The sequence below is a fragment of the Corynebacterium sp. HMSC06D04 genome (assembly GCF_001807315.1).
Classification (GTDB): Bacteria; Actinomycetota; Actinomycetes; order Mycobacteriales; family Mycobacteriaceae; genus Corynebacterium; species Corynebacterium simulans.
This window is the reverse complement of the sequence record NZ_KV788547.1, coordinates 135,347-158,212: the sequence shown is the minus strand read 5'-3', so window position 1 is coordinate 158,212 and position 22,866 is coordinate 135,347. Positions and strand designations below refer to the sequence as shown.

Annotated in this window: 19 protein-coding genes and 3 tRNA genes; 11 read left to right on the top strand and 11 right to left on the bottom strand. The window is 58.4% G+C overall.

The features are described 5' to 3' along the window. Positions 1 to 2 precede the first annotated feature (2 nt). Positions 3 to 596, bottom strand: coding sequence for a 3-isopropylmalate dehydratase small subunit (leuD, locus tag HMPREF3155_RS06565; protein WP_070432896.1), 594 nt, complete (start codon positions 594 to 596; stop codon positions 3 to 5). A gap of 66 nt (positions 597 to 662) precedes the next feature. After that, on the bottom strand, positions 663 to 2,084 hold the full coding sequence (leuC, locus tag HMPREF3155_RS06560; protein ID WP_070432895.1) for a 3-isopropylmalate dehydratase large subunit: 1,422 nt from the start codon (positions 2,082 to 2,084) through the stop codon (positions 663 to 665). Between the two features lie 50 nt (positions 2,085 to 2,134). Here leuC and HMPREF3155_RS06555 point away from each other — a divergent pair, with 50 nt between their 5' ends. Then, complete coding sequence (locus HMPREF3155_RS06555; RefSeq protein ID WP_070432894.1) at positions 2,135 to 2,818, top strand: IclR family transcriptional regulator; 684 nt, start codon at positions 2,135 to 2,137, stop codon at positions 2,816 to 2,818. Between the two features lie 108 nt (positions 2,819 to 2,926). Here HMPREF3155_RS06555 and HMPREF3155_RS06550 read toward each other — a convergent pair whose 3' ends face one another. Further along, positions 2,927 to 3,730 (bottom strand): S1 family peptidase, encoded by an 804-nt coding sequence (locus tag HMPREF3155_RS06550; protein ID WP_246817706.1) that lies wholly within the window; start codon positions 3,728 to 3,730, stop codon positions 2,927 to 2,929. 200 nt (positions 3,731 to 3,930) lie between these two features. On the opposite strand from HMPREF3155_RS06550, the gene HMPREF3155_RS12660 reads away from it, so the two are divergent. Then, positions 3,931 to 4,221 (top strand): hypothetical protein, encoded by a 291-nt coding sequence (locus HMPREF3155_RS12660; RefSeq protein WP_083281270.1) that lies wholly within the window; start codon positions 3,931 to 3,933, stop codon positions 4,219 to 4,221. Positions 4,222 to 4,325: 104 nt separating this feature from the next. Then, on the top strand, positions 4,326 to 4,958 hold the full coding sequence (locus HMPREF3155_RS06540; protein WP_070432891.1) for a hypothetical protein: 633 nt from the start codon (positions 4,326 to 4,328) through the stop codon (positions 4,956 to 4,958). Positions 4,959 to 5,064: 106 nt separating this feature from the next. On the opposite strand, the gene HMPREF3155_RS06535 is transcribed toward HMPREF3155_RS06540, so the two are convergent. From HMPREF3155_RS06535 to gltX, 4 genes are all read right to left on the bottom strand, one after another. Continuing rightward, positions 5,065 to 5,137: transfer RNA gene (locus HMPREF3155_RS06535), tRNA-Glu, on the bottom strand. A 617-nt stretch (positions 5,138 to 5,754) separates the two neighbouring features. Further along, positions 5,755 to 5,827 (bottom strand) — tRNA-Glu (locus tag HMPREF3155_RS06530). A 35-nt stretch (positions 5,828 to 5,862) separates the two neighbouring features. Then, positions 5,863 to 5,934: transfer RNA gene (locus tag HMPREF3155_RS06525), tRNA-Gln, on the bottom strand. A gap of 278 nt (positions 5,935 to 6,212) precedes the next feature. Then, complete coding sequence (gltX, locus tag HMPREF3155_RS06520; protein WP_070432890.1) at positions 6,213 to 7,721, bottom strand: glutamate--tRNA ligase; 1,509 nt, start codon at positions 7,719 to 7,721, stop codon at positions 6,213 to 6,215. 200 nt (positions 7,722 to 7,921) lie between these two features. Between gltX and HMPREF3155_RS06515 the strand changes: the two genes are divergently transcribed. From HMPREF3155_RS06515 to HMPREF3155_RS06485, 7 genes are all read left to right on the top strand, one after another. Beyond that, positions 7,922 to 10,267, top strand: a complete 2,346-nt coding sequence (locus HMPREF3155_RS06515) for a choice-of-anchor M domain-containing protein (RefSeq protein ID WP_070432889.1) — start codon at positions 7,922 to 7,924, stop codon at positions 10,265 to 10,267. A gap of 74 nt (positions 10,268 to 10,341) precedes the next feature. Then, positions 10,342 to 11,424 (top strand): choice-of-anchor M domain-containing protein, encoded by a 1,083-nt coding sequence (locus HMPREF3155_RS06510; protein ID WP_141741038.1) that lies wholly within the window; start codon positions 10,342 to 10,344, stop codon positions 11,422 to 11,424. Continuing rightward, a complete protein-coding gene (locus HMPREF3155_RS06505) occupies positions 11,424 to 12,908 on the top strand; it encodes an anchored repeat ABC transporter, substrate-binding protein (RefSeq protein ID WP_070432887.1) in 1,485 nt (494 codons plus the stop codon). The genes HMPREF3155_RS06510 and HMPREF3155_RS06505 overlap by 1 nt, the downstream gene beginning before the upstream one ends. Positions 12,909 to 12,953: 45 nt before the next feature. Next, positions 12,954 to 13,889 (top strand): choice-of-anchor M domain-containing protein, encoded by a 936-nt coding sequence (locus tag HMPREF3155_RS06500; RefSeq protein ID WP_070432886.1) that lies wholly within the window; start codon positions 12,954 to 12,956, stop codon positions 13,887 to 13,889. Then, entirely contained in the window at positions 13,873 to 14,613 is a 741-nt protein-coding gene (locus HMPREF3155_RS06495) for an anchored repeat-type ABC transporter ATP-binding subunit (RefSeq protein ID WP_061922149.1), read from the top strand. Before HMPREF3155_RS06500 ends, HMPREF3155_RS06495 begins: the two co-directional genes overlap by 17 nt. After that, positions 14,610 to 15,476: an anchored repeat-type ABC transporter permease subunit gene (locus HMPREF3155_RS06490; protein WP_061922147.1), complete on the top strand. Its 867-nt coding sequence runs from the start codon at positions 14,610 to 14,612 to the stop codon at positions 15,474 to 15,476. The genes HMPREF3155_RS06495 and HMPREF3155_RS06490 overlap by 4 nt, the downstream gene beginning before the upstream one ends. Positions 15,477 to 15,491: 15 nt before the next feature. Continuing rightward, a complete protein-coding gene (locus tag HMPREF3155_RS06485) occupies positions 15,492 to 16,847 on the top strand; it encodes a choice-of-anchor M domain-containing protein (protein WP_070432885.1) in 1,356 nt (451 codons plus the stop codon). On the opposite strand, the gene HMPREF3155_RS06480 is transcribed toward HMPREF3155_RS06485, so the two are convergent. Continuing rightward, positions 16,848 to 17,984: a CE1 family esterase gene (locus HMPREF3155_RS06480; RefSeq protein WP_246817705.1), complete on the bottom strand. Its 1,137-nt coding sequence runs from the start codon at positions 17,982 to 17,984 to the stop codon at positions 16,848 to 16,850. It lies immediately after the preceding gene. A 120-nt stretch (positions 17,985 to 18,104) separates the two neighbouring features. Here HMPREF3155_RS06480 and HMPREF3155_RS06475 point away from each other — a divergent pair, with 120 nt between their 5' ends. Continuing rightward, entirely contained in the window at positions 18,105 to 19,208 is a 1,104-nt protein-coding gene (locus HMPREF3155_RS06475) for an isochorismate synthase (protein WP_070432884.1), read from the top strand. A 67-nt stretch (positions 19,209 to 19,275) separates the two neighbouring features. Here the strand turns inward: HMPREF3155_RS06475 and HMPREF3155_RS06470 are convergent, their stop codons facing one another. The 3 genes from HMPREF3155_RS06470 to serA form a co-directional block, all read right to left on the bottom strand. Then, positions 19,276 to 20,085, bottom strand: coding sequence for a fumarylacetoacetate hydrolase family protein (locus tag HMPREF3155_RS06470; protein ID WP_210385647.1), 810 nt, complete (start codon positions 20,083 to 20,085; stop codon positions 19,276 to 19,278). 73 nt (positions 20,086 to 20,158) lie between these two features. Next, positions 20,159 to 21,175: a 3-isopropylmalate dehydrogenase gene (locus tag HMPREF3155_RS06465; protein ID WP_070432882.1), complete on the bottom strand. Its 1,017-nt coding sequence runs from the start codon at positions 21,173 to 21,175 to the stop codon at positions 20,159 to 20,161. An 87-nt stretch (positions 21,176 to 21,262) separates the two neighbouring features. Further along, entirely contained in the window at positions 21,263 to 22,849 is a 1,587-nt protein-coding gene (gene serA, locus HMPREF3155_RS06460) for a phosphoglycerate dehydrogenase (protein WP_070432881.1), read from the bottom strand. Positions 22,850 to 22,866: the final 17 nt, after the last annotated feature.

Below are 22,866 nucleotides of genomic sequence, written 5' to 3'. Positions count from 1 at the left end.
AATTAACGAAAAGAAACAACAGAAGGTTTAAAAGTTGGACGCCGGTCTTCGTAGTCTGTGATCGCGTCTTCGTTGCGCAGCGTCAGCCCTACGTCATCGAGTCCCTCCATGAGGCGCCAGCGCGTGTAGTCATCAATCTCGAAGGAATACTGATTGCCGCCAACGCTTAAGCGTCGCGCCGCCAGGTCCACCGTCACGGAAGTCTCGTTTTGTTCCAGCTGCTTCCATATCAGCTCAATGTCTTCCTGCGCCATGATGCCGGTGAGCAGCCCCGCCTTGCCGGAGTTGCCGCGGAAGATATCCGCAAAGCGCGAGGAAAATACTGCCTTGAAACCGAATTCCCGCAGCGCCCACACCGCATGCTCACGCGATGAACCGGTACCGAAGTCGGGGCCTGCGAAAAGCACCGAGCCGTTGCAGAAAGGCTCACGGTTGAGCACGAAGTTTTCATCCGCGCGCCAATTTGAAAAAAGCCCCTCGGCAAAGCCCGTGCGCTTGACGGACTTTAAGTAGCGGGCCGGAATAATTTGATCAGTATCGACATTGGAAGCGCGCAGCGGCACGCCGATGCCGGTATGGGTAGAAAATTTCTCCATGGTGGTTGCCTTCTTTGCTTAATAGGGTTTGATGTTGGTACCGAATCTAGAAACGGGTAGATTGGCCTAGCTAAGGTCTGCTGGGCTGGCCAGGTGCCCTAAGATCGCAGTCGCCGCGGCCACGGCGGGAGAAACCAGGTGGGTGCGCCCGCCTGGGCCCTGCCGGCCTTCGAAGTTGCGATTTGAGGTCGAAGCTGAACGCTCCCCCGGCTTTAGCTGATCCGGATTCATGCCCAGGCACATGGAGCAGCCCACCGTACGCCACTGCGCGCCAAAGTCCTTGAAAATCGTGTCGAGGCCTTCTTTTTCAGCTTGGGCCTTGACCAAGGTAGAGGAAGGCACCACGAGCATGTTTGTCTCGGGATGGATGCGTTTTCCTTTAACCACCGCGGCGGCCGCGCGCAAATCCTCGATTCGCGCATTCGTGCACGAGCCCAAGAAGACGGTATCGATCTTGATGTCTCGCAGCGGCGTGCCGGGCTCAAGATCCATATAGGCCAGAGCCTTTTGCGCTGCGGCCTTAAGGTTCTCATCACCAATATCCTCTGGGTCTGGCACATTTGCGCTCAATGGCAAGCCTTGGCCCGGGTTGGTGCCCCAGGTGACAAATGGGGACAGCTCGGAAGCATCGATTTCCACGACCGCATCAAAATGCGCGCCCTCATCGGTAGGAAGGGTCTTCCAATAGGCCACGGCGGCTTCCCAGTCCTTGCCCTTTGGGGCAAACTCGCGGTCACGCACATACTCAAAAGTGGTCTCGTCCGGAGCGACCATTCCCGCACGCGCGCCCGCCTCGATAGACATATTGCAGATGGTCATCCGCGCTTCCATCGACATGTTGCGAATCGCCTCGCCGCGATACTCAATAATGTAGCCTTGGCCGCCGCCGGTACCAATCTTGGCAATGATGGCCAAAATCAGGTCCTTCGCGCTCACGCCTTCCGGCAGGTCGCCGTTTACCTCTACAGCCATGGTTTTGAATGGCTTTAAAGAAAGCGTCTGCGTTGCCATAACGTGCTCAACCTCGGAGGTACCGATGCCCATGGCGATGGATCCAAAAGCACCGTGCGTCGAGGTATGCGAGTCGCCACAGACGATTGTCATACCCGGCTGCGTAATTCCAAGTTGCGGGCCCACGGTGTGGACGATTCCCTGCTGCTCCTCGCCCATCGAATGCAGCCGCACCCCAAACTCTTCGCAATTTTCTCGGAGGGTCTTGACCTGTGTACGTGAGACCTCGTCCTTAATCTCCAGCAGATTTCCCGTGGCAATCCCGCGGGTTGGAACGTTATGGTCCTCCGTTGCCAGGTGCAGCTCTGGGTGGCGAAGAGGACGGCCAGACAAACGCAGCCCATCGAAGGCCTGCGGGCTGGTAACTTCGTGGAGGAGCTGAAAGTCGATATAGATGAGATCTGGTGCGCCACCATCTCCCTTTTGGACTGCGTGATCACGCCAGACTTTCTCAGCCAAAGTCAGTTTTTCCGACATATTCATCACTCCGCTTGAAATCTCATGAATTGGAACGTAAATTTCATTATATGGGAGAGTATAGCGAAATATCCGGAATCAAGGTTTTAGATCGCGCCGTCGCCATCATGATGGCAGCCGCCAACCGTCCGTCCAACCTCAACGAGCTCTGTGAAACCACCGGCCTGCCTAGGGCAACCACGCACCGCCTCGCCACCGCACTAGAGGCTCACCGCATCTTGACCCGCACCCCGGATGGCAAATGGGGCGCCGGGCCCGCGCTCCCCGGCAACCGGGATCACCTCATCGAAGCAGCCGGCCCCATCATGGACAAGCTGCTCGCAGACACCGGCGAATCCGTGCAGCTCTATCAGCTCTCGGGCAATTCTCGCACCTGCATTGCCACCCGCGAGCCCGAGTCCGGCCTGCACAACGTGGTTCCCGTGGGCCGCCAGCTCCCTCTTACTTCCGGCTCGGCCGCCCGCATCTTCGCCGCCTTCGAAGATATCGATATTGAAAACGCGACCTTCAGTGTCGAGGACGTCGAAAGGGCCCGCAGCAATGGCTACTCCGAATCCATCGAAGAGCGCGAAGCAGGTCTTGCCTCCATCTCTGCACCAGTCTTCGATCCGTCCGGCACACTCGTCGCGGTAATTTCCGTGTCCGGTTCCGCCGAGCGCTTCCGCCCTTCCCCCTCCGAGAAGTACGCCCCGCTGCTTGCCGACGCCGCGCAGAAACTCACTACCCGCCTATAAGACATGAATCTATAAAACTTCGAATAAGCCGCCACCTCAGAAAAGGTGACGGCTTATTTCTTTTAAAGGGCAGGCTTTCTACCTCAGCCGCCTACAACTCCCGGCTGACTAGATAATGATTCCGTAGTTATTTGCAATGCCGCGGATCGCATCGATACCAAAGCCCTCACTACTGGTGGTTGCCAGCCCTTCAGCTTGATCACCCGCCTTGCGGAGCTCAACCCCCGGCACCTCTACGATGTTGCGCGGCGGTGCGATGTTGGGGCGGCGCGGCACGAAGCCCTGATGCGGCAGGCCAGCCAACTCGTTGGCATAAGGCATGCGCGCATAGTTTGTAAAGGAGGCCTGCTTGCCGTTGCGGCTGACCACGGTTCCGCCCTGGTAGATTCCAACGACGCCCGAACGGCCCGGCATGAACACGCCAGAGCCGCTGTCACCGTTTACCTTGGGCAGGTTCGTGGCGTAGTGCATGCCGTCGAAGTCCTTCGGGCCGTCGATCGCCTGCGCGCAATCATTGCCGCTGAGACGACCGGTTACACAGACCTGCTCGCCGGCACGCGGAACCGGATTGATGCCGTCGCCACTGAGCGGATTACCTTCGCTGTAGGTGCCGGCCGCAAACTGCACATAGGCCAGGTCATGTTCTGCTGCACCGGAAGGTTTAAACCACCGCAGGGTACCCAGGTGCTGGCCATACTCGTTGTAGACCTGCTGCCCCGAAAGACCACAGTGCGCGGAGGTCCAAGCACGCGAACCTTCCACGTATCCAACAGTGCAAGCAGTGCCTTCGGCAGTAAGAATTACTTGCCCTTGCTTCACACCAACCCCCGGATTGGCATGGGCCACGGCCTGGCCGCCCAGCAGGGCAAGCGTTGCGCCAGCAACGGCAGCAAACCCCTTCATTAGTCGCATAGATCCCTTCCTCCCTTGCATCACTTCCTTAACATAGCGTGCCGAGAGCGTTTTTCATACCTCGCCCACACCCCGCGCGTCACTAAAGAAAAAGTTTTGAAAAACTTTGGCCGCCTTATTGAAATCGAAATGAAAACACTGTTTAATGGAAACAGATTGAAAACGCGGAGCAACCGCACGACCCACAAGGAGTAGAAACCATGACACACACCATCCACGAAGACCACGGACACACCCACGGCGAGGGCTGCGGCCACGTCGCATTCCCACACGGCGACCACACCGACTACCTCCACGATGGCCACATCCACCGTGAGCACGAAGGCCACTGGGACGAGTGCGAGAGCACTGAACATCACGAGCATGCGGACCACGACCACCAGCACGGTGAAGGCTGCGGCCACGTTGCGGTTCCCCACGGCGACCATGTTGACTACCTGCACGATGGCCACCGCCATGCCGCCCACGAAGGCCACTGGGATGACCACTAATCGGTAGCGAGATAAACCGTTCCCTCAACCGTCACCTCTTTCCTAGAGGTGACGGTTTTAATCTTTTCGAACATACGCCACACGATCCGCGTTAGGCTTAGGGCATGTTTGCTTCACGACGCCTTCTGCTAACGCTCGCCACCATCGCGCTCGCCGGCGGCTTTACTGCGGCTTGCAGCCCCGCCCCGAGCGATCACCCCACCCCGGCTGAGCCGAGCTTCAACAACAGCTTCGAAGAGTTAAAGGCCCTTCAGCAAACCAACGGCGCTTCCGTCCCCGATGCCCCGCAGCCCACGCTGGACCCCAACGCACCACAAACAGTGGCACAGCAGGCAACCCCGCAAGGTGGTGGCCAGGAAGACGCTAACAACCACGTCACCGACCAAAACGCACGCCAGAATCTCATCGACTCCCTCGGCGTACAGGCAGGAGACGCTCCAGGAACGAAGGTGACGGTTAACGGCACTCCATCCGAGATGTGCATGATGGGTGACGGTTACCGCATCAACTTCCTCATGGCGGGCCCCAACACCAGCTGCGACTTTGCCAAGGAAACCACCAGCGCGCTTATCAATGCCACCCCAAGCCCCGAAGACGACCTGCGCGGGTATATCCCCGGCTCCTTAAACGTTGCTAGCCCAGTAACCGGCAAGACTTACCAAATGAGCTGTACCGTGGCCGAAAACGCGCTGATCACTTGCAAGGGTGGCAACAACGCCACGGTTTTCATCGTCTAGGGCGTTGAGCCAAAAGCACCAACGATTGGTACGCGCGAGTTTTAAACCATAAGCAAAAATCTCGAAACACTAACCACCTGGAAAGTGTTTCGAGATTTTCTATTTGTACCCCGTACGGGATTTGAACCCGTGTTACCGGCGTGAGAGGCCGGCGTCCTAGGCCGCTAGACGAACGGGGCTCGTTTAGCTGTCCGTTGCGGACTTGATAAGAGTAAACGATGCGTAAACAATTAAACAAATCGCCTGCTAGCAATAGAAAATCCCGAACCCTTTGGCGCTTTTCTTGCGTGGTTAGCAGCTTGCTTTCTCTTAGGCTGGGCGCGGATCGAATCAGTGGTTATTCCGCTTGCAATCTGTTGATAGACAGAGCCTGGAAATTTAGCGTGCCAACTCGGGTTCGGGATGACGCTTAACGTCTAACAGCATTCGCACGAGGCTCCTACTTCTACGAGAGTTGGTTTAAAAGGAAGTTGTGGATTCTAGCGATGCTGCCTAGTCGAAGGCGTTAGAGTAGCGTCGGTGAAAATGATGCGTTTCAATATCCGCCATCTACTCTCCTTTCATCCGGTAACTGCTTATATCTGCAGTCTAGGCACCGAATATCAGCCGCGGAAGCACTTTGGAGAACTTCCCAGTGGTCCCTCCCCTGGTACTAAAGCCTAAGACAAAAAGTGCTCGAGATTTAGCGCGCTGGTATGGGGTAAACAAGGACCGGTCCGCGCCGCCAACATAGGAAAAATCTCGAAACACAATCTTCGACGAATTTCGACGAAAGTGTTTCGAGATTTTTAATTTGTACCCCGTACGGGATTTGAACCCGTGTTACCGGCGTGAGAGGCCGGCGTCCTAGGCCGCTAGACGAACGGGGCTTAGAACTGTGATACGACTTGAAGCAGTATCACTGCTGGCCTACCAGGACTCGAACCTAGAATGACGGTACCAGAAACCGTTGTGTTGCCAATTACACCATAGGCCATCATCGCTTTGAGCTTTTAACCACCTTGGAGGCGAACCCCGCGGCGTTGCTCGCTGCAACGGTTTATTACTATAGCCACCGTTTCGGTTTTCACACAAATCGCCACGTCATCGCAGCTTTTTGAACTTGAAAAGGTGCGTTTTAGCGCGTTCTAATTACAACGTTGCGCTTTGCACCAGCCGCCGCTTCCGACTGTCCAAAACGGTCGCGGCCCCACTCCCAACGCATTGCGGGAATGGGGCCACGAGAAGCGCCAGCTAGTAGCTACAGCTTTGCCCCTACTGCTGCGCAGGCGCCTGGAACGGCGTGACAGCCAGAGCGGCGCGCAAGCGATTGAGGGTGGACTCCTTGCCCAGGAGCTCCATGGACTCAAACAGTGGCGGAGAGACCTGCTGGCCGGAGATAGCTACGCGCAAAGCTCCGTAGGCCTTGCGCGGCTTCAGCTCAAGCTCCTCAATGAGGGCCTTGGACAGTACGGACTCAATGGCATCCGTCTTCCACTCCTCCAGCTCCTCCAAGCGAGCGATGGAGACCTCCAGCGGCTGCACCGCATCTTCCTTGAGGTTCTTCTTTGCGGACTTCTCGTCGAGCTCCAGCTCGGCATCCGGAGTAACCAGGAAGCTCATGAGGCCATAGGCGTCGCCAAGCATCTTGATGCGGGTCTGCACCAGGTCTGCCACGAAAGCGAACTTCCGCTCGTCATAATCAGCCGGGAAATCGGTGTACTCGGCCAGGTAATCACGCAGACGCTGCGCGAAGACCTCGGGCTCTAGCAGGCGAATGTGATCGGCGTTGATGGCCTCCAGCTTCTTCTGGTCAAAGCGAGCCGGGTTACCCAGAACGTCTTCCACATCGAAGTTCGCAACGAGCTCGTCCACGGAGAAAATGTCCTGATCCGCAGACAGGGACCAGCCCAGCAGGGACAGGTAGTTGAGCATGCCCTCCGGAATGATGCCGGCGTCGCGGTGATTAAAGAGATTGGACTGCGGGTCGCGCTTGGAAAGCTTCTTGTTTCCCTCGCCCATAACGAACGGCAGGTGGCCAAATTCCGGGGTCTGCTTAGCGATGCCGAGTTCCTTCAGCGCCTCGTACAGTGCCAGCTGACGCGGAGTGGAGGAAAGAAGGTCCTCACCGCGCAGAACGTGCGTGATGCCCATCAGCGCGTCATCGACCGGGTTAACCAGAGTGTAAAGCGGCGCGCCGTTGGAACGTGCAACGACGTAGTCCGGCTGGGTCTCAGACTTGAAGGTCAACTCACCACGAACGAGGTCCTTCCAGGTCCAATCCTGCTCCGGCATGCGCAGGCGCCACACTGGTTTGCGGCCTTCCGCCTCAAATGCCGCAATCTGCTCGTCGGTGAGATCGCGGTCGTAATTGTCGTAGCCCAGCTTCGGGTCACGGCCGGCCGCCTTGTGGCGCTCTTCCACTTCCTCGGCAGTGGAATAAGCCGGGTAGACGTAGCCACCCTCCTTCAGCTTCTTCAGAACATCGGCATAGATGTCCATGCGCTGGGACTGGCGGTAAGGCTCGTGCGGACCACCTGTCACAACGCCCTCGTCCCAGTCCATGCCCAGCCACTTCAGGGAGTCAATGATGGCCTGGTAGGACTCTTCGGAGTCACGTGCAGCGTCGGTGTCTTCAATGCGGAAAACCAGCTTGCCACCAGTATGGCGCGCGTATGCCCAGTTAAAAAGCGCAGTACGAACCATGCCCACGTGCGGGGTGCCGGTGGGCGATGGGCAGAAACGTACGCGTACGTCAGAAGTAGTTTCAGTCATGCCCACCATGGTAGTGCAGGCCCTTTAGGCCTGTGCCACCACCCAACTCCCGCTGCTTCCAGGGCTTCACCCAAAATGGGGTAACTGAAAATAGAATTCAATAGTTTCTGCCAGCGGTTTCACAATCTACATCAGACTACTTAAACAAAATGGAAACTATTTTCTATAGTGAAGGCCTTGGATCAGAACTGAAGAAAGGTCTCCACGCTGTGGCACGTTCTAGCACCCGCTACCTAGCCATCCTTACTACTCTCTCGCTTATCGCCCCGGCACCGGCCTTCGCCGGACCTGACGACGGAAAGGCAATCGCCACACAGGGACACGTCGATTCCCCCAAAACATTTTGGGAAGACGATAACTTCGTGCTCAAGTCTGAGCATAACTCCACCACCACAGACCTAGCAGACACCGTCGCGTGGATCGGCAAGGGCTGGAATGTCGACGGAGGAAACCAATACCAATTCACTCTGCCGGACAACGGCGCTTTCGATTTCATTGGTCAAGCAGGCAAGACCTACTACACGGCACCAGCCAACGTCTTAGGCAGCAACGATCCAATCTGGATTGGCTTCGGCGCGGATTCCGGGCTGCCTGAAGATGACTTCCGCGATAACTTCGCCTCGCTCGACATCCTCTCGGTAGACGGTCCTGGCGATTTCGAGCTTTTCAGGTATCGCGACTCCGAGGGCGGCCTCGACCGCTTCATCGGCACCACGTCGAACTCCGCGTATTCTTCGATGCTGCACGCAGGCTCCCACACCCATAACTACACGCTTTTCACCAAGCCTGGCCGCTACGAGGTCACCTACCGCACCACCGCGCGTAAGAAGGACGGCACGCTCGTCGCCTCGGAGCCGACCACCACTTCCCTACAGGTAGGAGGCATGAAGCCTGCCGATAACACGACTCCTTCCTTGCGGGAGCGCTACGACGCCGCGACTGACGGCGATGCCTCTGCGGCAGGCTACAAGCTCGACATTGCTCCGAAGTCCAATCCTGAAAAGGACGGCGACAAGAACCTGTCCACCATCAGCTTCAATGCAGAAAACAAGGCTTCAGGCACGCTGACGCTGCTTATCGACGGCTATTTCCTCACCGATCTGCCTGTAACCGATGGCCAGGCCGAGTGGGACGAATTCCTGGGCCCGGAAAAATCGAACATCCAGGCCGTCTTTACTCCGGAAGGCTCGGAACCACGATGGATCTCGCAACAGGTTGAATACGCTCCAGGCGCAACAAATTCGACGAATTCGATCAAGTCTGCCGATGCGTGGGAAGAATCCCACAACGTGCGCAAGCTTGCGCCGCAGGAGGAGATGACTCCAACGAGCAAGAAGTTTCAGGCCAAGATTGAGCCGGCCGGCAAGTCTGCATCCAAGGTCGTCGTCGATACTGAGGACAAGAACTTCAATGGCTTTATCAGCGGCGGCTTCTACAAAAACGACAGCGATATCGCCACTCTTGATTTCACGGGCGCTGTTACCAACGGCCACGGCGAGTTCCTTGTGGACGAGGCGACCTTTTATAACGACTACAAGCTCAAGTTGACGCTGAACCCGCATCCGACGGTCAAAGCGGAGTCCGGCTCGGTCGTCGTCGCTGATTCCTATGCCTTCGGTAAGACCTTCGAAAAGGACGGTGCTCTGGGTACTTCCCCACAGCACCAGGACGCCAACAAGCGTGAGGAAGGCGAGAAGGAAGAAGGCGCTGCCGATCCTTCAACCACGTGCAACGAAAAACTCGTCCTGAACCGCGGCCACATCGACATCATGGCCACTCGAAAGGAGGATCACTTCGATGTGCGTCTCAAGGACGAGACCAACATCGGTGCAAACAAGATGGTGATGCGCCGGCTTGACGACGTCGTGATTGCCGTGCGCGACAACGCCCTGATGAAGCGCCCCGAAAAGTTCGGAGGTGCCGAGTACGACTTCATGAACCCAGTCGGCGAAAAGACTTATGTCTTGCCGCAAACGCAGAACCGCAACATCATCTGGCCGGGCTACAACACTGAGAAGCTTGATTATTCGCAGTTCAAGGACGGTAAGGTGCACCTGAACCTGCAGCCAAAGGAGGTGCCGGAAGGCGCCACCTTTGGCATGTGGACCACCGGCAACAACATCCGCGACAACAAGGTGCTGATGGATTCGAACAAGGACGACTTCACCATCGATACCGTCTTCGCATCACACGCCCACACCAACTGGGCCTTCAGCAAGCCAGGCGTCTACAAGTTCGACGTGACCTACACCGCCACCACCACCGACGGCAAGAAGGTCGAATCTGAGCCACAAGAGCTGCTATTCACCATCGGCGACGAGGCCACCAACAACTGCGGTAAAGACAAGCCAGCACCGAAACCAGAGCCCAAGCCGCAGCCGAAGCCGCAACCCAAGCCAGATAAGGAAGGTTCTTCTGCTGAAGGTTCTTCCTTCAACCCGTGGAGTCTGGTGCTCCCGCTCGTGCTGGCGACCATCTTCCAGGCGGCGCTGAACTTCATCCATGATCACCGCGCGGAGATTGATTACTGGGTAAAGGGAATCACTGGCCGCTAAATGGGCCCTGACCGTTCCTAAACCGCATTTGTTAATTGCAGAGGACTTAAATAGTTATGGACACACTCTCTCCTATGCCGTCCCGGGTCGTACCTCGGCCTGCGCTTTACCGTCGCACCCTGGGCTGGTTGTTTACGGTGATGCTCGTAGTCTTTTCGATGCCGCTTGCTGCGGCACAGGCCCAAGAGACGGAATTTGATTCCGGTCACGTCGACGTCTTCTACGTCACTGCGCCGGATGGCCAGCTCTCACTGTCGATGAAGGAAGACATCACCGGCTCAGAGGTCGAGCGTCCCGGCGATGACGTAGTGTTGCGGGTCAACGAAAACGCGTGGTCTGATGCCACCGAGAGCGTGGACGCCATCGGCACGCCCACGTACTTTCTGCCGCAGACCCAGAAGTCGGACATCATCTGGCCGGGCTGGGATACCCAGAAGGCACAGCAAGCAGGCTACAAGGACGTTGACCTCAACTTCGTGGATGTTAGTGGGCCTGGTGCGGTCTACATCTTTGAGACAACGGGCTTCGGTGACATTGAATCTGTTACTGACTCCGGTGACTTGGAGCTGCGCAGCGGCGAGGTCATCAATCAGCCCTACCCTGCTCATCGCCACGTCAACTGGGCGTTTAGCGAGCCAGGTACCTACACCATGACCGTGCAGGCTTCTTCTAATGGCGATACCAGTAACAAGGTCACCTACACCTGGTCCGTAGGTGATGGTGAAGCCGCAGGCGAAGAAGATGGAGAATACGTTGAAGACGAGGACTTCGACGACGTCGAGGGCGAATCCGATTCCACCGATTCGGATGCCGAGTCCGACGGGCATTCTGCCTCGGCAGGTTCCTTGTCTTCTGCTGGTGGAGCACTAGGCGGTGCCAATGCAAGCGGCAATCGTGCGGCTTCAGGTAATCACTCTTCGGGCGCAAAGTCTTCGGGCAAGCCCGGCCGCGAAAAGTCGCGCAAGCATGTGCGTCGGGGCCACAAGTCGCACTCGGGTGCGCAGGAAGATGGCTCGGATGTGGCTTTGCAATCGGCGGGCAACGACTTCGTTGAAGCCCCCAACTACCTGCCGTGGGGCTTGGGGTTGCTCGGCGTTGGCATGTTGATGCTGGGCCTTGGTGTTATGCGCTGGGTGCTGGCGAAGGTCCAGGACTAATGCTGCACCGAAACAATCGTTGGGCTGTCGCGTCGTCGCTAAGCGCCGTGGCTCTCATAGCCGGCTGCGCGGCCCCAGGTGTTGGGCAGGCGCCGGAGGGCCTGAATGTCGTGGCGACAACGCCGATTCTCGCGGACGTCATTAGCCACGTTGCAGGCGAAGACGCCAACGTCACCACCCTTATCCCTGCAGGTAAAGACCCACATACCTTTGAGCCTTCGCTGCGCACCATCCGTAACGCGGCGAACGCGGACGTCGCGTTCGCAAACGGCTATCTGCTTGAGCCGCAAGGGCTCATGGATACCTTGCGTGAGACCACGCATGTCCCGGTCATCGAGGTCGCAGACCAGGCTTCCACCCGCGGCGCGAAGCTCGTTCCGCTCGTGGAAAACACGGCCCTCGATACCGTGTGGCTCGGACTGCGCATCCAGGATGCCCCGGCCAACTCGCACGCGGTGGAGCTCAGCATGGTTTCTGCGGAGGGACCCGGTGATGTGGCAGCTTACGTGGTCTCCACCTTCGGTACGCCAGAGGTGCTGTTCAACAGCGCAGACGGTATCAACGATCATGAGGACACCGCCCGCTTGCCCGCTAACGCGCACACGCATGTCTCGTGGGGCTTTTCCAAACCCGGTATCTATCGCATTGGGTTTAAGGCCCACTCTGAAGACGGCGATACCGCGGTGCAAAATATCACCGTCGCCGTGGGCGTTAATCCCCCAGAAGGAATGCGCACACACGATGAGGGGCACGTGGACATCACCGCGAATATCGCATTGGGGTCCATTGATCTGCAGGATAACGGCTCCCACTTCGATCCCAACACCACTGCGGTGGCTTTGCCTTCTTCAACATTGCAGCCGATTCCGCCGAATCCGGCGTATCGCTTCTTGGGCCGCCCGGGCAGCGAGACCTATCTCCTGCCACAAGCCGTGCTGGGCAAGCACATCCATGGCGAGGTTGACCCACACCTGTGGCACAACGTCGACAATGTCATCGCAGAAACCGAGGTGGTGGCCGATAACCTCGCGCTGGCAGACCCTACCCATGGTGCGGCCTACCGCGAGCGCGCGGCGTCGTATATCGAGCAGCTGAAGGAGACCGACGCTTTCGTTGCCGAGCAAATAGCCTCCATCCCGCAGGCCCAGCGCCATCTGGTCACGCCGCATCACGGCTATGCCTACCTGGACCAAGGCTACGGCATGCAGGTCGCAGGCTTTATCACCCCGAATCCTGCCATCGAGCCCTCCCCGCGCGATGTCATTGCGCTGCGCAGGACGTTGGAGAACCTGCACCTACCGGCCGTTTTTGTAGAGCCAACACAGCAAGCAAGCACGGCAACACTCACCGAGGCAGCCGCGCAACAAGGAATCCGCGTCTGCACCATCTACGGCGACACGTTGGATGAAAAGGCTCCGACGTACATCGACATGATGCGTACCAATGCGCAGACGCTCCACCGCTGCCTTAACCCTTCGCCCTAACCAGTCACACCTAAAGAAAATCTCTGAGAAACAAGGAATCCACAAATGAATTCAACTTCCGCGAAAGCCACTGGGCCGCTAAGTCGCATCCTCGCGAGTGCGACGGTGGTCTATGCGTGCTTGGCCGTTCTAGCTGTGATCTTGGTAACCGCCGCCATCCCGGCGCCTAGTGCATGGGCTGGTGACCTCGCCCAGGTGGTCAAAGACGACGAAGAATTCGCTCCGGCAGGCACCGAAGCAATCATTGACCATGGCCACGTGGACGTCGGCGCGCAGTTTACAGGCGAAGGCGCGCACTTCCTCGCGCGCGACGATTCCGCAGCCACACCCGTATGGCGCGAGCTTGACGACGTCGTGTTCAAAGTAGGCGACGAAGCCCAACTCGCGCTCCCAGACGATGAGCAATTCGGCTTCGTCGGCGGCAATGCCGGCGAGAACGTCTGGGTCATCCCGCAGACGGAGCAAGCAGGCGTTCCCTGGGTGGGCTGGAATACCCAGGCACCCTCGCTTATCGATGCCGCCGACCGCGGCGTGAACATGGAGTTCCTCGGTCACACCGGCCCGGGCGATTTTTCGCTCTTCCTCCAAAATGGCGGCTTCGAAGCACCCCAGGTGCTCTGGTCCACCGCTAAGAACCAGCGCGAGGATTTCTGGGTAGACCTCAACACCCATACCCACGCCAACTGGGTTTTCGCTGAGCCGGGCATCCACCAGGTGGGTATCCGCCTTAAGGGAAAGACCAAAAATGGAGAAGACTTCAGCACCGACGGCATTTTGACCTTCGCGGTTGGAGCAGAGACCGACGTGACTGAGGCCAACGCCACCGAGTGGGATCCAGAGGCTGCTCAAGAAGGCTCCTCTTCCTCCATCGCTGGATGGATTTGGGTATTGCTCGGAGCCGGCGCAGTCGTGCTTATTGTCTCGGCTTTCCTTCTTATCCTTGCAGCGCGCAAGAAAGGCAAGCATGCCGACCAAGACTAAGGAAGCACTGATAGATCTAGAACACGTGCGCGTGACCTTGAGCGGGCGCCGCGTTATCAACGATGCATCGCTGCGCGTATACCCTGGCGAATTCATCGGTCTTTTAGGCCCCAACGGCGCCGGCAAGACGACGTTGATGCGCTCAATCCTGGGCTTGGTTCCTGCCAGCGGGCACATTCAGTGCGCGGCGTCGGTGGGTTATGTGCCACAGCGTCACGACGTAGAGTGGGACTTTCCCATCAACGTCTATCAGGCGGCGTTGAACGGGCGCACGGGTTTGATTGGGTGGTTCCGCAGGCCCCGCGCCAAAGACCACGCGGCAACCAAGCGCGCGCTGGAGCTGACGAACCTCACGCACTTGGCAAAGCGGCCCATCGCTGAGCTTTCCGGTGGCCAACGCCAGCGCGTGCTCATCGCGCGCGCTTTAGCCACAAATCCGCAGGTGCTCCTGCTTGATGAGCCTTTCACGGGTCTCGATGCCCCCAATACGGAGGCGTTGCTCTATCTTTTCGACGAGCTCTGTGCAGGTGGCACGAGCATCATCATGTCCACCCACAATCTGGCGGAGGCTGCGCACACGTGCCAGCGCTTGGTGCTATTCAATAAGGAAATCACTGCGGATGGCCCTGCTGAGCAAGTGCTTGGCGACGCCGCCGCCTGGACCGCCGCCTTCGGCGTCAGCACCGATTCCCCGCTCCTTTCCGCGATTGGGGTGGCCGCATGATCGAGGTCTCCCTGTTTGATTTCTTTAGCGATCTGGCTAACCCGCAGCTAGACTTCCTCGCTCGCGCGGTGGGTATCTCGATGCTGTCTGCGGTGGTCTGTGCCGTGGTGGGCTGCTACGTGGTGCTGCGCGGTATGGCTTTCATCGGCGATGCTGTCTCCCACGCGGTGTTCCCGGGCCTGGCGGTTGCTTTTGCCCTGCAGGGATCCATCCTGCTGGGTGGGGCGGTTGCCGGCACGGTCGTAGCATTGCTCATCGCTTGCTTTTCGCAGCGCCGCAGCGTGCGCGCCGACTCCGTCATCGGAATCTTCTTTGCGGCTTCCTTTGCCCTCGGCATGGTGATCATCTCTCGGACTGAGGGCTACACCGCATCGCTGACGAGCTTTCTCTTCGGCACCTTGACCGGCGTATCGAAAGCGGATCTCTACACCGCCGCTGCAGTCACCGTGATCATCGTGGGCCTCATCGCATTGCTTAGCCCACAACTTACGGCCAACTGCCTGGACAAAGAAACGGCACGCGCGATGGGCCTTCCCGTCTTCGCCCTCGACATCGTGCTCTACCTCTGCGTAACCGGCGCGGTGGTCATCTCGGTGGGAACCATCGGCAACATCCTGGTGCTGGCACTGCTTATCACTCCCGCGGCTACTGCCCGCCTGCTAACCAACTCGCTGGGCACGATGATGCTCACCTCCAGTGCCATAGGCATCTTCGCGAGCTTCACCGGCATCTACTTGGCGTGGGCCATCGACCTACCGGCGGGCGCCACCATCGTGCTCGTGCTTACCACCCTCTTCCTTGCGGCATGGGCAATCTCCCCGATTCTTCAGAAGAAGACTTCCGAATCCAAGACCAACTCATAGAGAGGACTACCCCACATGATTTTCTCGCACTCCCGCGTACCACGCACCGTCGTCGCCCTCGGCGCTGCGACTTTCCTAGGCCTTTCCGCACCACAGGCTTTCGCGGAGGATACCTGCGCCGTGGCGGATAGCTACCACATCGAAAAAGGCCACCAGGATGTCGCAGTGCGCGACGACGACGGCCCGCTGCGCTTTACCGTGGACGACGACAGCTCCGGTGAGCACGTCGAGCGTGACTCCCGCGATTTCGTCGTGGTAGTCGATGACAACATGACGGGCTCTCTCGACGAGCTAGGCTTCCCCGGCATTTCTGGCGATGCATGGCTGCTTCCCCAAGACCAAGACCATGACCGCCCGTGGTTCGGTTTCTCGCTGCTGCACCTTTCGAACATGACTGAGGATGAAACCGCTCAGCTATCCATGGAGCTTCACGACGCACCTGAGGGCGGCCGCGTCCTCGCTTGGCAAACCGGCGACTTGAGCGACTCAGAGCTCAAACTCGATAGCGAAGACCCGAGCATGACATGGGATTACCCACGCTCCCATACCCACGTCAATTTCGGCTTCACCCAGCCGGGCGCCTACGCCGTCGCTTTTACCTTCACCCTCCCGGACGGCTCCGAGCACTCACTCGACGCCCCGTTCCTCGTGGGCAATTCAACCGATGATTCAGAGCTCTGTGAGCTCGATTGGGGCGGCAGCTCCGCAGGCAACTCTGGCCCAAAGAGCAAGGCTGGACAGTTGACCACTGACATCAACGATACCGCAAAGGCCATCGGCACCCTCGACAAGGCCCTCGATAAGACCCTCGACGAGGCCGACAAGATGGTTGCCACGGAGGCGCCTAAAGCCAAGTCTGACAAGAGCAAGAACGAAAGCAAGAACAAGACCGAGCAAAAAGACAAAGACAAGGCCAAGGACAAGTCCAAGGCCAAGGACACCACCAAGGCCCAAACCGAAAAGAAGGCTGCTAACCCGCAGCCACAATCGACGCCAGGCGGCACGGTTATGGGCAGCAAGCCAGCAGTCCGCTCGGCTAATACGGCAGGATCCACTAACACAGGAACCAAGTCAGCACCGTCGAAGTCCGAACAAAAGGAAACAGAGAAAAAGAAGAAGGCGTCGGCAAGCGCACACCGCCCCGGACGTGGAAATAGCCTTGCCACCGAAGACGGACAAGGCTATGTAGAAACGGATGCGCAAGAATTAAGCTATGGCGTCCCGATGCTCAACTTCTGGGCCGGCGTTCTCTCCGGTATCGGTGCATTCGCATTGCTTTTGGGCACCGGTTTGTTTATTTGGGCCCAGTTCTTCCGCAAGCCAAAGCGCAATCAGTCACAGGAACTAGGCCAAACCCAGCAGATCCTTTAGTTACTTGCGCTTATCCGAAAGGAAGTTCCACACCTCGTTCGAGGTGTCCGGCTCGTACCACCAGGTGTGGTCGCCCTTGACCTTGAGGAGCTCAACGTTTTTCAGGCAGTTGTTAAAGCGCAGGCGCTCAGCCATTGGGCCGTTCTGCTCAGCCTGGAAAGTCATATCGCAACGGTTGCGTTTGAGGTAGCCGCCAAGAACCTCACGAACCGGTAGGTAGCCGGCCTCATGGCGGATGCCGCCCTCGTACTGCATCATGCGGTCATTCACTCCGTGCATGATGAGGGTGTGCATCGGGGCGTCAACGCAGTTCTGCTCGACCGGATTGTAGAAAGCGCCGGAGACGGTTGCCACAGCAGCGAAGGTCTCCTGCGCGTGGCAGCCCAGAACAGAAGTAAAGCCGCCGCCATTAGACATTCCCATCGCATAAACGCGGGAGCGGTCGACGCGGTAATCCTTGTCGACGTCGTCCAAGATGCGCTGAATGAAGCGAATATCCTCGCCGTCGTGAGTCTTTGCATACGGCGCAGCCTCCCAAGCGCGCTCGAAGCCCTCAGGGTAAACGATGATCGCTTCCTTAGCGGCGCCAGTATTTCCCATGCGGTTGTAGCTGGAGAAGTTCTCTGGGGAATCCTCCCAACCGCCGAAGCCGTAGAGTACCGGTGCTGCCACGTCCGGGTTGTAGTTGTTCGGGATCCGCAGCAGGTAGCGGCGAGTTTTGCCCTCGTGCTCCATGTTGATAGAACGCATCTGGCCATTTGAAATCGGCTGAACTGGGTTCACGGTCGGGTCCGCTGGGACTACCGGCTCAGCTGGCGCGGCAGGATTAACATTTTCTGGCGGCAGCTGCGGCTGAGTTGCCAGCTCAGGCGATACGGCCGGGGTCGATTCCTTAACACCTTCAGGAATCAGATGAGAGCCATCAGCCGTAGGTGCAGGTGCTGATACCGGGGCTGGCGCAGAAGCAGGAGCGGGGGCTGGAGCTGGTGCAGGGGCCGGAACGGGTGCTGGAGCTGGTGCCGGAGCAGGCGCTTCCTGAGCGGCGGCGAAACCAGGCGCGCTGACGACGATGGCTGCGGCGGCGAGGGATACCGCTGAGCGTTTAAGCTTATTCATCCAGTTTTGGGCGCTAAGCACCTGGGGACTCCTTTGGTAGGGAAAAGATCACTGTTGACACAGTAATCACGCTTTTCACACAGACCTCATTCAACACACGGGATTCTGTCAAATTTCTCTAAGGAAGTAAGCTTGATTCTCATGCACGAGAACAGACCAGCCACCGCACCTGACTTTTTGCTCTCCCGAGCCACGGGATCGGTACGCACACAGGGTTCTCAACGCACCTTTACCGACGTCGAGAAAGCAATCGCCGCACTGCGTGATAAGTCCGCGGAGATGATTGTCGGCGCGCTGCCATTCAACACGGATGAGCCAGCCGCACTCACCGAGCCTGCTTCCATCATTCGCGAGGACGGCCCGCTTGAACCGCCGGCCTACTATCGCCAGGGCACGCTCAACGCACGGGTTACCGGATTCGACCCGGAACCAGAAGAACACCTGCGCCGCGTCGACGCCGCAATTGCCACGATTCAAACCTCCAAGCTTGACAAGGTGGTCTTAGCGCGCGCCGTCGACCTCGAATTCACCGAAGCGGTCGATCCACGTCTCGTGGCCGCAAGGCTTATCGATCTTTCCGCGAACCGTGACGGTTTCATCGCCGATCTCACCCCGGCGGGCCGTGAGGGCGCCACGCTGGTCGGCACCTCCCCAGAGGTTCTAGTCAAGAAACAAGGCTCGACTGTCACCGCTTTCCCGCTAGCAGGCTCTGCACCACGCCAAGCTGATAAAGCCCGCGACCATTTGGCTGGGCAAGACCTACTGCGTTCCGCGAAGGATCTCCACGAACACTCCTTTGTGGTCGATCACCTGCGCCGCATCCTCAGTCCGCTGTGCACCACTCTCGACGCACCGAGCACCCCGGAACTGATCAACACCAATGAGATGTGGCACTTGGGCACGCCTATCGCCGGCACCTTGAAGGAACCCGAGCTAACCGCACTGGAGCTTGCCATGCTGATTCACCCCACCCCGGCAATCTGTGGTACACCCACCGAGGCCGCCCAGGCACTCATCGAAACCGCAGAAACCGATCGCGGCTTCTACGCGGGCACCGTGGGTTGGTGCGACAACAACGGCGACGGCGAGTACATGGTGGCCATCCGTTGCGCCGAAGTAGCCGGCAACGGCCTTAGCGCCCGCGCGTGGGCCGGCGGCGGAATTGTCGAGTCCTCTAATTCGCAGGAGGAACTGGCTGAGACCACCGCAAAGCTACGCACCATTCTGCGGGCGTTGGGCCTTTAAAACCACGTCCGCGTTGTAAGTAATGCTCCTCGAATTCCTCGCGAGTAGGCAACGAAGGCTTTAAGCTTTAAGCCTTTTCAATCGGGTTCTTAAGCGTGCCAAGTCCCGGAATCTCGATTTCAATCGTATCGCCAGGGAACATCGGCGCGGTACCTGCCGGAGATCCGGTTGTGATGACATCACCAGGCAGCAAAGTATAGGAGGCGGAGATTTCCTCGAGAATTCCGCCCATCTTCACAATCATCTGGTCAGTGTTGGAGTCCTGCTTCTGCTCGCGCTTACCATCGTGAGTCAGGTAAGCATTGATCTTCTGATCATCCAGATTCAATGAGTCCAAGTCGGTTTCAATCCATGGACCCAGCGGGCAGAAGGTATCGATACCCTTCGCACGCGCCCATTGACCATCCTTGAACTGCAGATCACGGGAAGAGACGTCATTGCAGATGACGTAGCCCAAAACGTGATCCTTCCAGTTCTCAGCCTTGATATTCTTCGAAACCTTGGAGATCACAACGGCCAACTCACCCTCGAACTCCACCTTGGTGGCAAAGTCCGGGATCTTGATTGGCACGTTCGGGCCGACGACTGCGGTGGAAGGCTTGATGAAGATTGTCGGCGGGAGGTGCTCGGCGGACTCTTTGAAGACCTCCGCGACATGGTCTGCATAATTTCGGCCAAGCGCTACAACCTTGGTTGGCAGGGTCGGAGCTAGCAGGCGAACTTCGCTCAACTTCCACTCGCGGCCAGTCGGTTCTGGAGTGGTAAATGGAGTACCGGCAATCTCCTTTGCCGTTAGTTCCTCGAGCGGGGCATCCTTTGGCCCGTCGATGATGGCAAAACAGATTCCTTCTGGGTGAGCTATTCGTCCTAAACGCATAACGGCTATGCTACCAATTTGCGTTCTTCACTCGTTAGCTAAGGGTGCGTGTGAATTCTTTTCACACCCGAGCTTAGGCTAGCGCGGACACAATCCTGTCGCCGACTTCTGCGGTATGGATCGTTTCATTGCCCCGCTTGGCGACGTCGCCTTCCACAGCGGCTTCAATCCGCACCGCGTTTACATCGTCTCCGAGATGCCGCAGGAGCATCGCCGCGGACAAAATGGCCGCAGTCGGGTCGGCGACCCCCTTACCCGCAATGTCCGGCGCTGAGCCATGCACCGGTTCAAACATAGAAGGATTCACGCCTGAGGCGTCGATGTTTCCAGAGGCTGCGAGCCCGATACCGCCCGTGATGGCTCCGGCCAAATCCGTGAGGATATCGCCGAAAAGGTTATCGGTAACAATGACGTCATAGCGCGAAGGATCCGTCACCATAAAAATGGTCGCAGCATCGATGTGCTGATAATCCACGGTTACTTCGGGATACTCCGCGGATAACTCGTCGACGGTGCGTTGCCACAGCCCACCCGCATTGACCAAGACGTTGGTCTTGTGCACCAGGGTCAAATGCTTACGGCGGCTCGCCGCCCGCTCGAATGCGTCACGCACAACGCGCTCGACACCAAAGCGGGTGTTTTGGGAAACCTCCGAAGCCACCTCATATTTGGTGCCTTCCCGCAAAGTTCCACCGTTGCCGCAATAGAGACCTTCGGTACCCTCGCGGACCACCACGAAGTCAATCTCCCCCGGGTTTGCCAAAGGCGAGGTTGCCGTGGGATGGAGCTTGGCAGGGCGCAGATTGACGTGATGGTCAAGCTCGAAGCGCAGCTTTAACAGCAGGCCCCGCTCCAAGATGCCGGGCGCAACCTTATCGGGCGCGCCGATGGCGCCGAGCAAGATCGCATCATGCTCACGTAGCGACTCAAGGTCGGCAGCAGTGAGAAGCTCGCCATTGCGCAGGTAACGGCGGCTACCGAGGTCAAATTCGGTCACTGCGATATCGTCACGCAAGGCACGCAATACCTTGAGCGCTTCCGCAGTGACCTCAGGCCCGATGCCGTCTCCACCAATAACCGCCAGTTTCATGATGCGGGATTCCTTTCTCACATAATGGATGTGAGAATCAGGTTAGCAGACCCTTCAACGCTATTTCTCGAATTTCCGCCTCCCTCTTTAAGCGTCGAGATCCAGCTGCACACACTCCGCACCGAGCGCCGCCTTAATGTCTTCAACCATCTCGTCTGGCACCTCTTGCTCGACGCGGAGAATGAGAACGGCGTCGCTTGGCGTCTTGCCCTGTGTCAGTGCAGCCGCCACGATGTTGATCCCGGCGGCCCCCAGTTTGGTGCCCACCGTGCCGAGCGCACCGGGGGCGTCATCATAGCTAAAGAAGAGGTTGCGACCCGTTGCCCGCATGTCAACGCCACGAGCATTGATGCGGATGATCTTCTCCACGCCGTCGATGCCCGTGATGGCGCCGGTCAGCTGGGAGGTCGAGCCATCCGCGCCAATCACCATCACCACGAGCGAGGAACGCTGCCCCTTCGATTCAGCCTGGGTCCGCACGTCCACCTCGACTCCGCGCGCACGTGCAATCTGCATGGCGTTAACAAAGGTCACAGGCTCGTCGACGACGCCACTGAACATGCCGCGCACAGCCGAAAGGCCCAGCGCCGAGACGTCCTCGTTAGCGAGTTCGCCGCGCGCCTCTACCTCGATGGCAACCGGTGCCTGGCCCAGCAACTTTCCTGCGGTAAGCCCCAGCTTTCGTGCGAGATCCAGCCAACCGGCCACTTCTTCGCCCACGTGTCCCGCGGACACATTAACGGCATCAGCAACGAATTCGCCCGAAAGCGCCTTGAGCACAGAGGCCGCCACATCCGTACCCGCCCGGTCTTGCGCCTCAACCGTCGAGGCGCCTAGGTGCGGCGAAGCGGTCACCTGCGGCAGCTGAAATAATGGCGAATCGGTGCACGGCTCGGTTTCGAATACATCGAATCCTGCTCCCCTATGCCTGCCCGCCTTAATGGATTCCGCCAGCGCAGCCTCATCCACAAGACCACCGCGTGCGGCGTTAATAAGGATTTGGCCCTCCTTCGCCTTAGCAAGCAGCTCCGCGTCGAACATCCCCGCGGTCTCTTTCGTCTTAGGCAGGTGAATGGTGACAAAGTCAGCACGGCGCATTAGCTCCTCAAGTTCCACGAGTTCGACACCCAATGCGGCAGCGCGTGCCGGATTGGCATAAGGATCATGGGCGATGATGGTGGTTTCAAAGGCCTTCAAGCGCTGGGCAAACAGTTGGCCAATGTGGCCAAAGCCGACGATTCCGACGGTCTTGCCGTAGATTTCCACGCCCTTGAACGAGGAGCGCTTCCACTCGCCGTCACGCAAGGACTTATCGGCTGCAGGAATTTGCCGGGCGGTAGCAAGCAGCAGGGCAATCGCCTGCTCGCAGGCGCTGTGAATATTGCTGGTTGGTGCGTTAACCACCATGACGCCACGCTCGGTGGCAGCAGGGATATCAACGTTGTCGAGCCCCACGCCCGCACGCCCGACAATCTTGAGGCGCCGAGCTGCGGCGAGCACCTCGGCGTCGACTTGCGTGGCAGAACGCACGAGCAAGGCATCCGCATCCGGCACTGCAGCGAGCAGATCGGCGCGGTTTGGCCCATCGACCCAGCGGACTTCCACCCCATCTCCCAATGCGACGACGGTGGACTGGGCAAGCTTATCGGCGATTAATACGACCGGCTTCGACATGACTTCCTTAGTTAGGC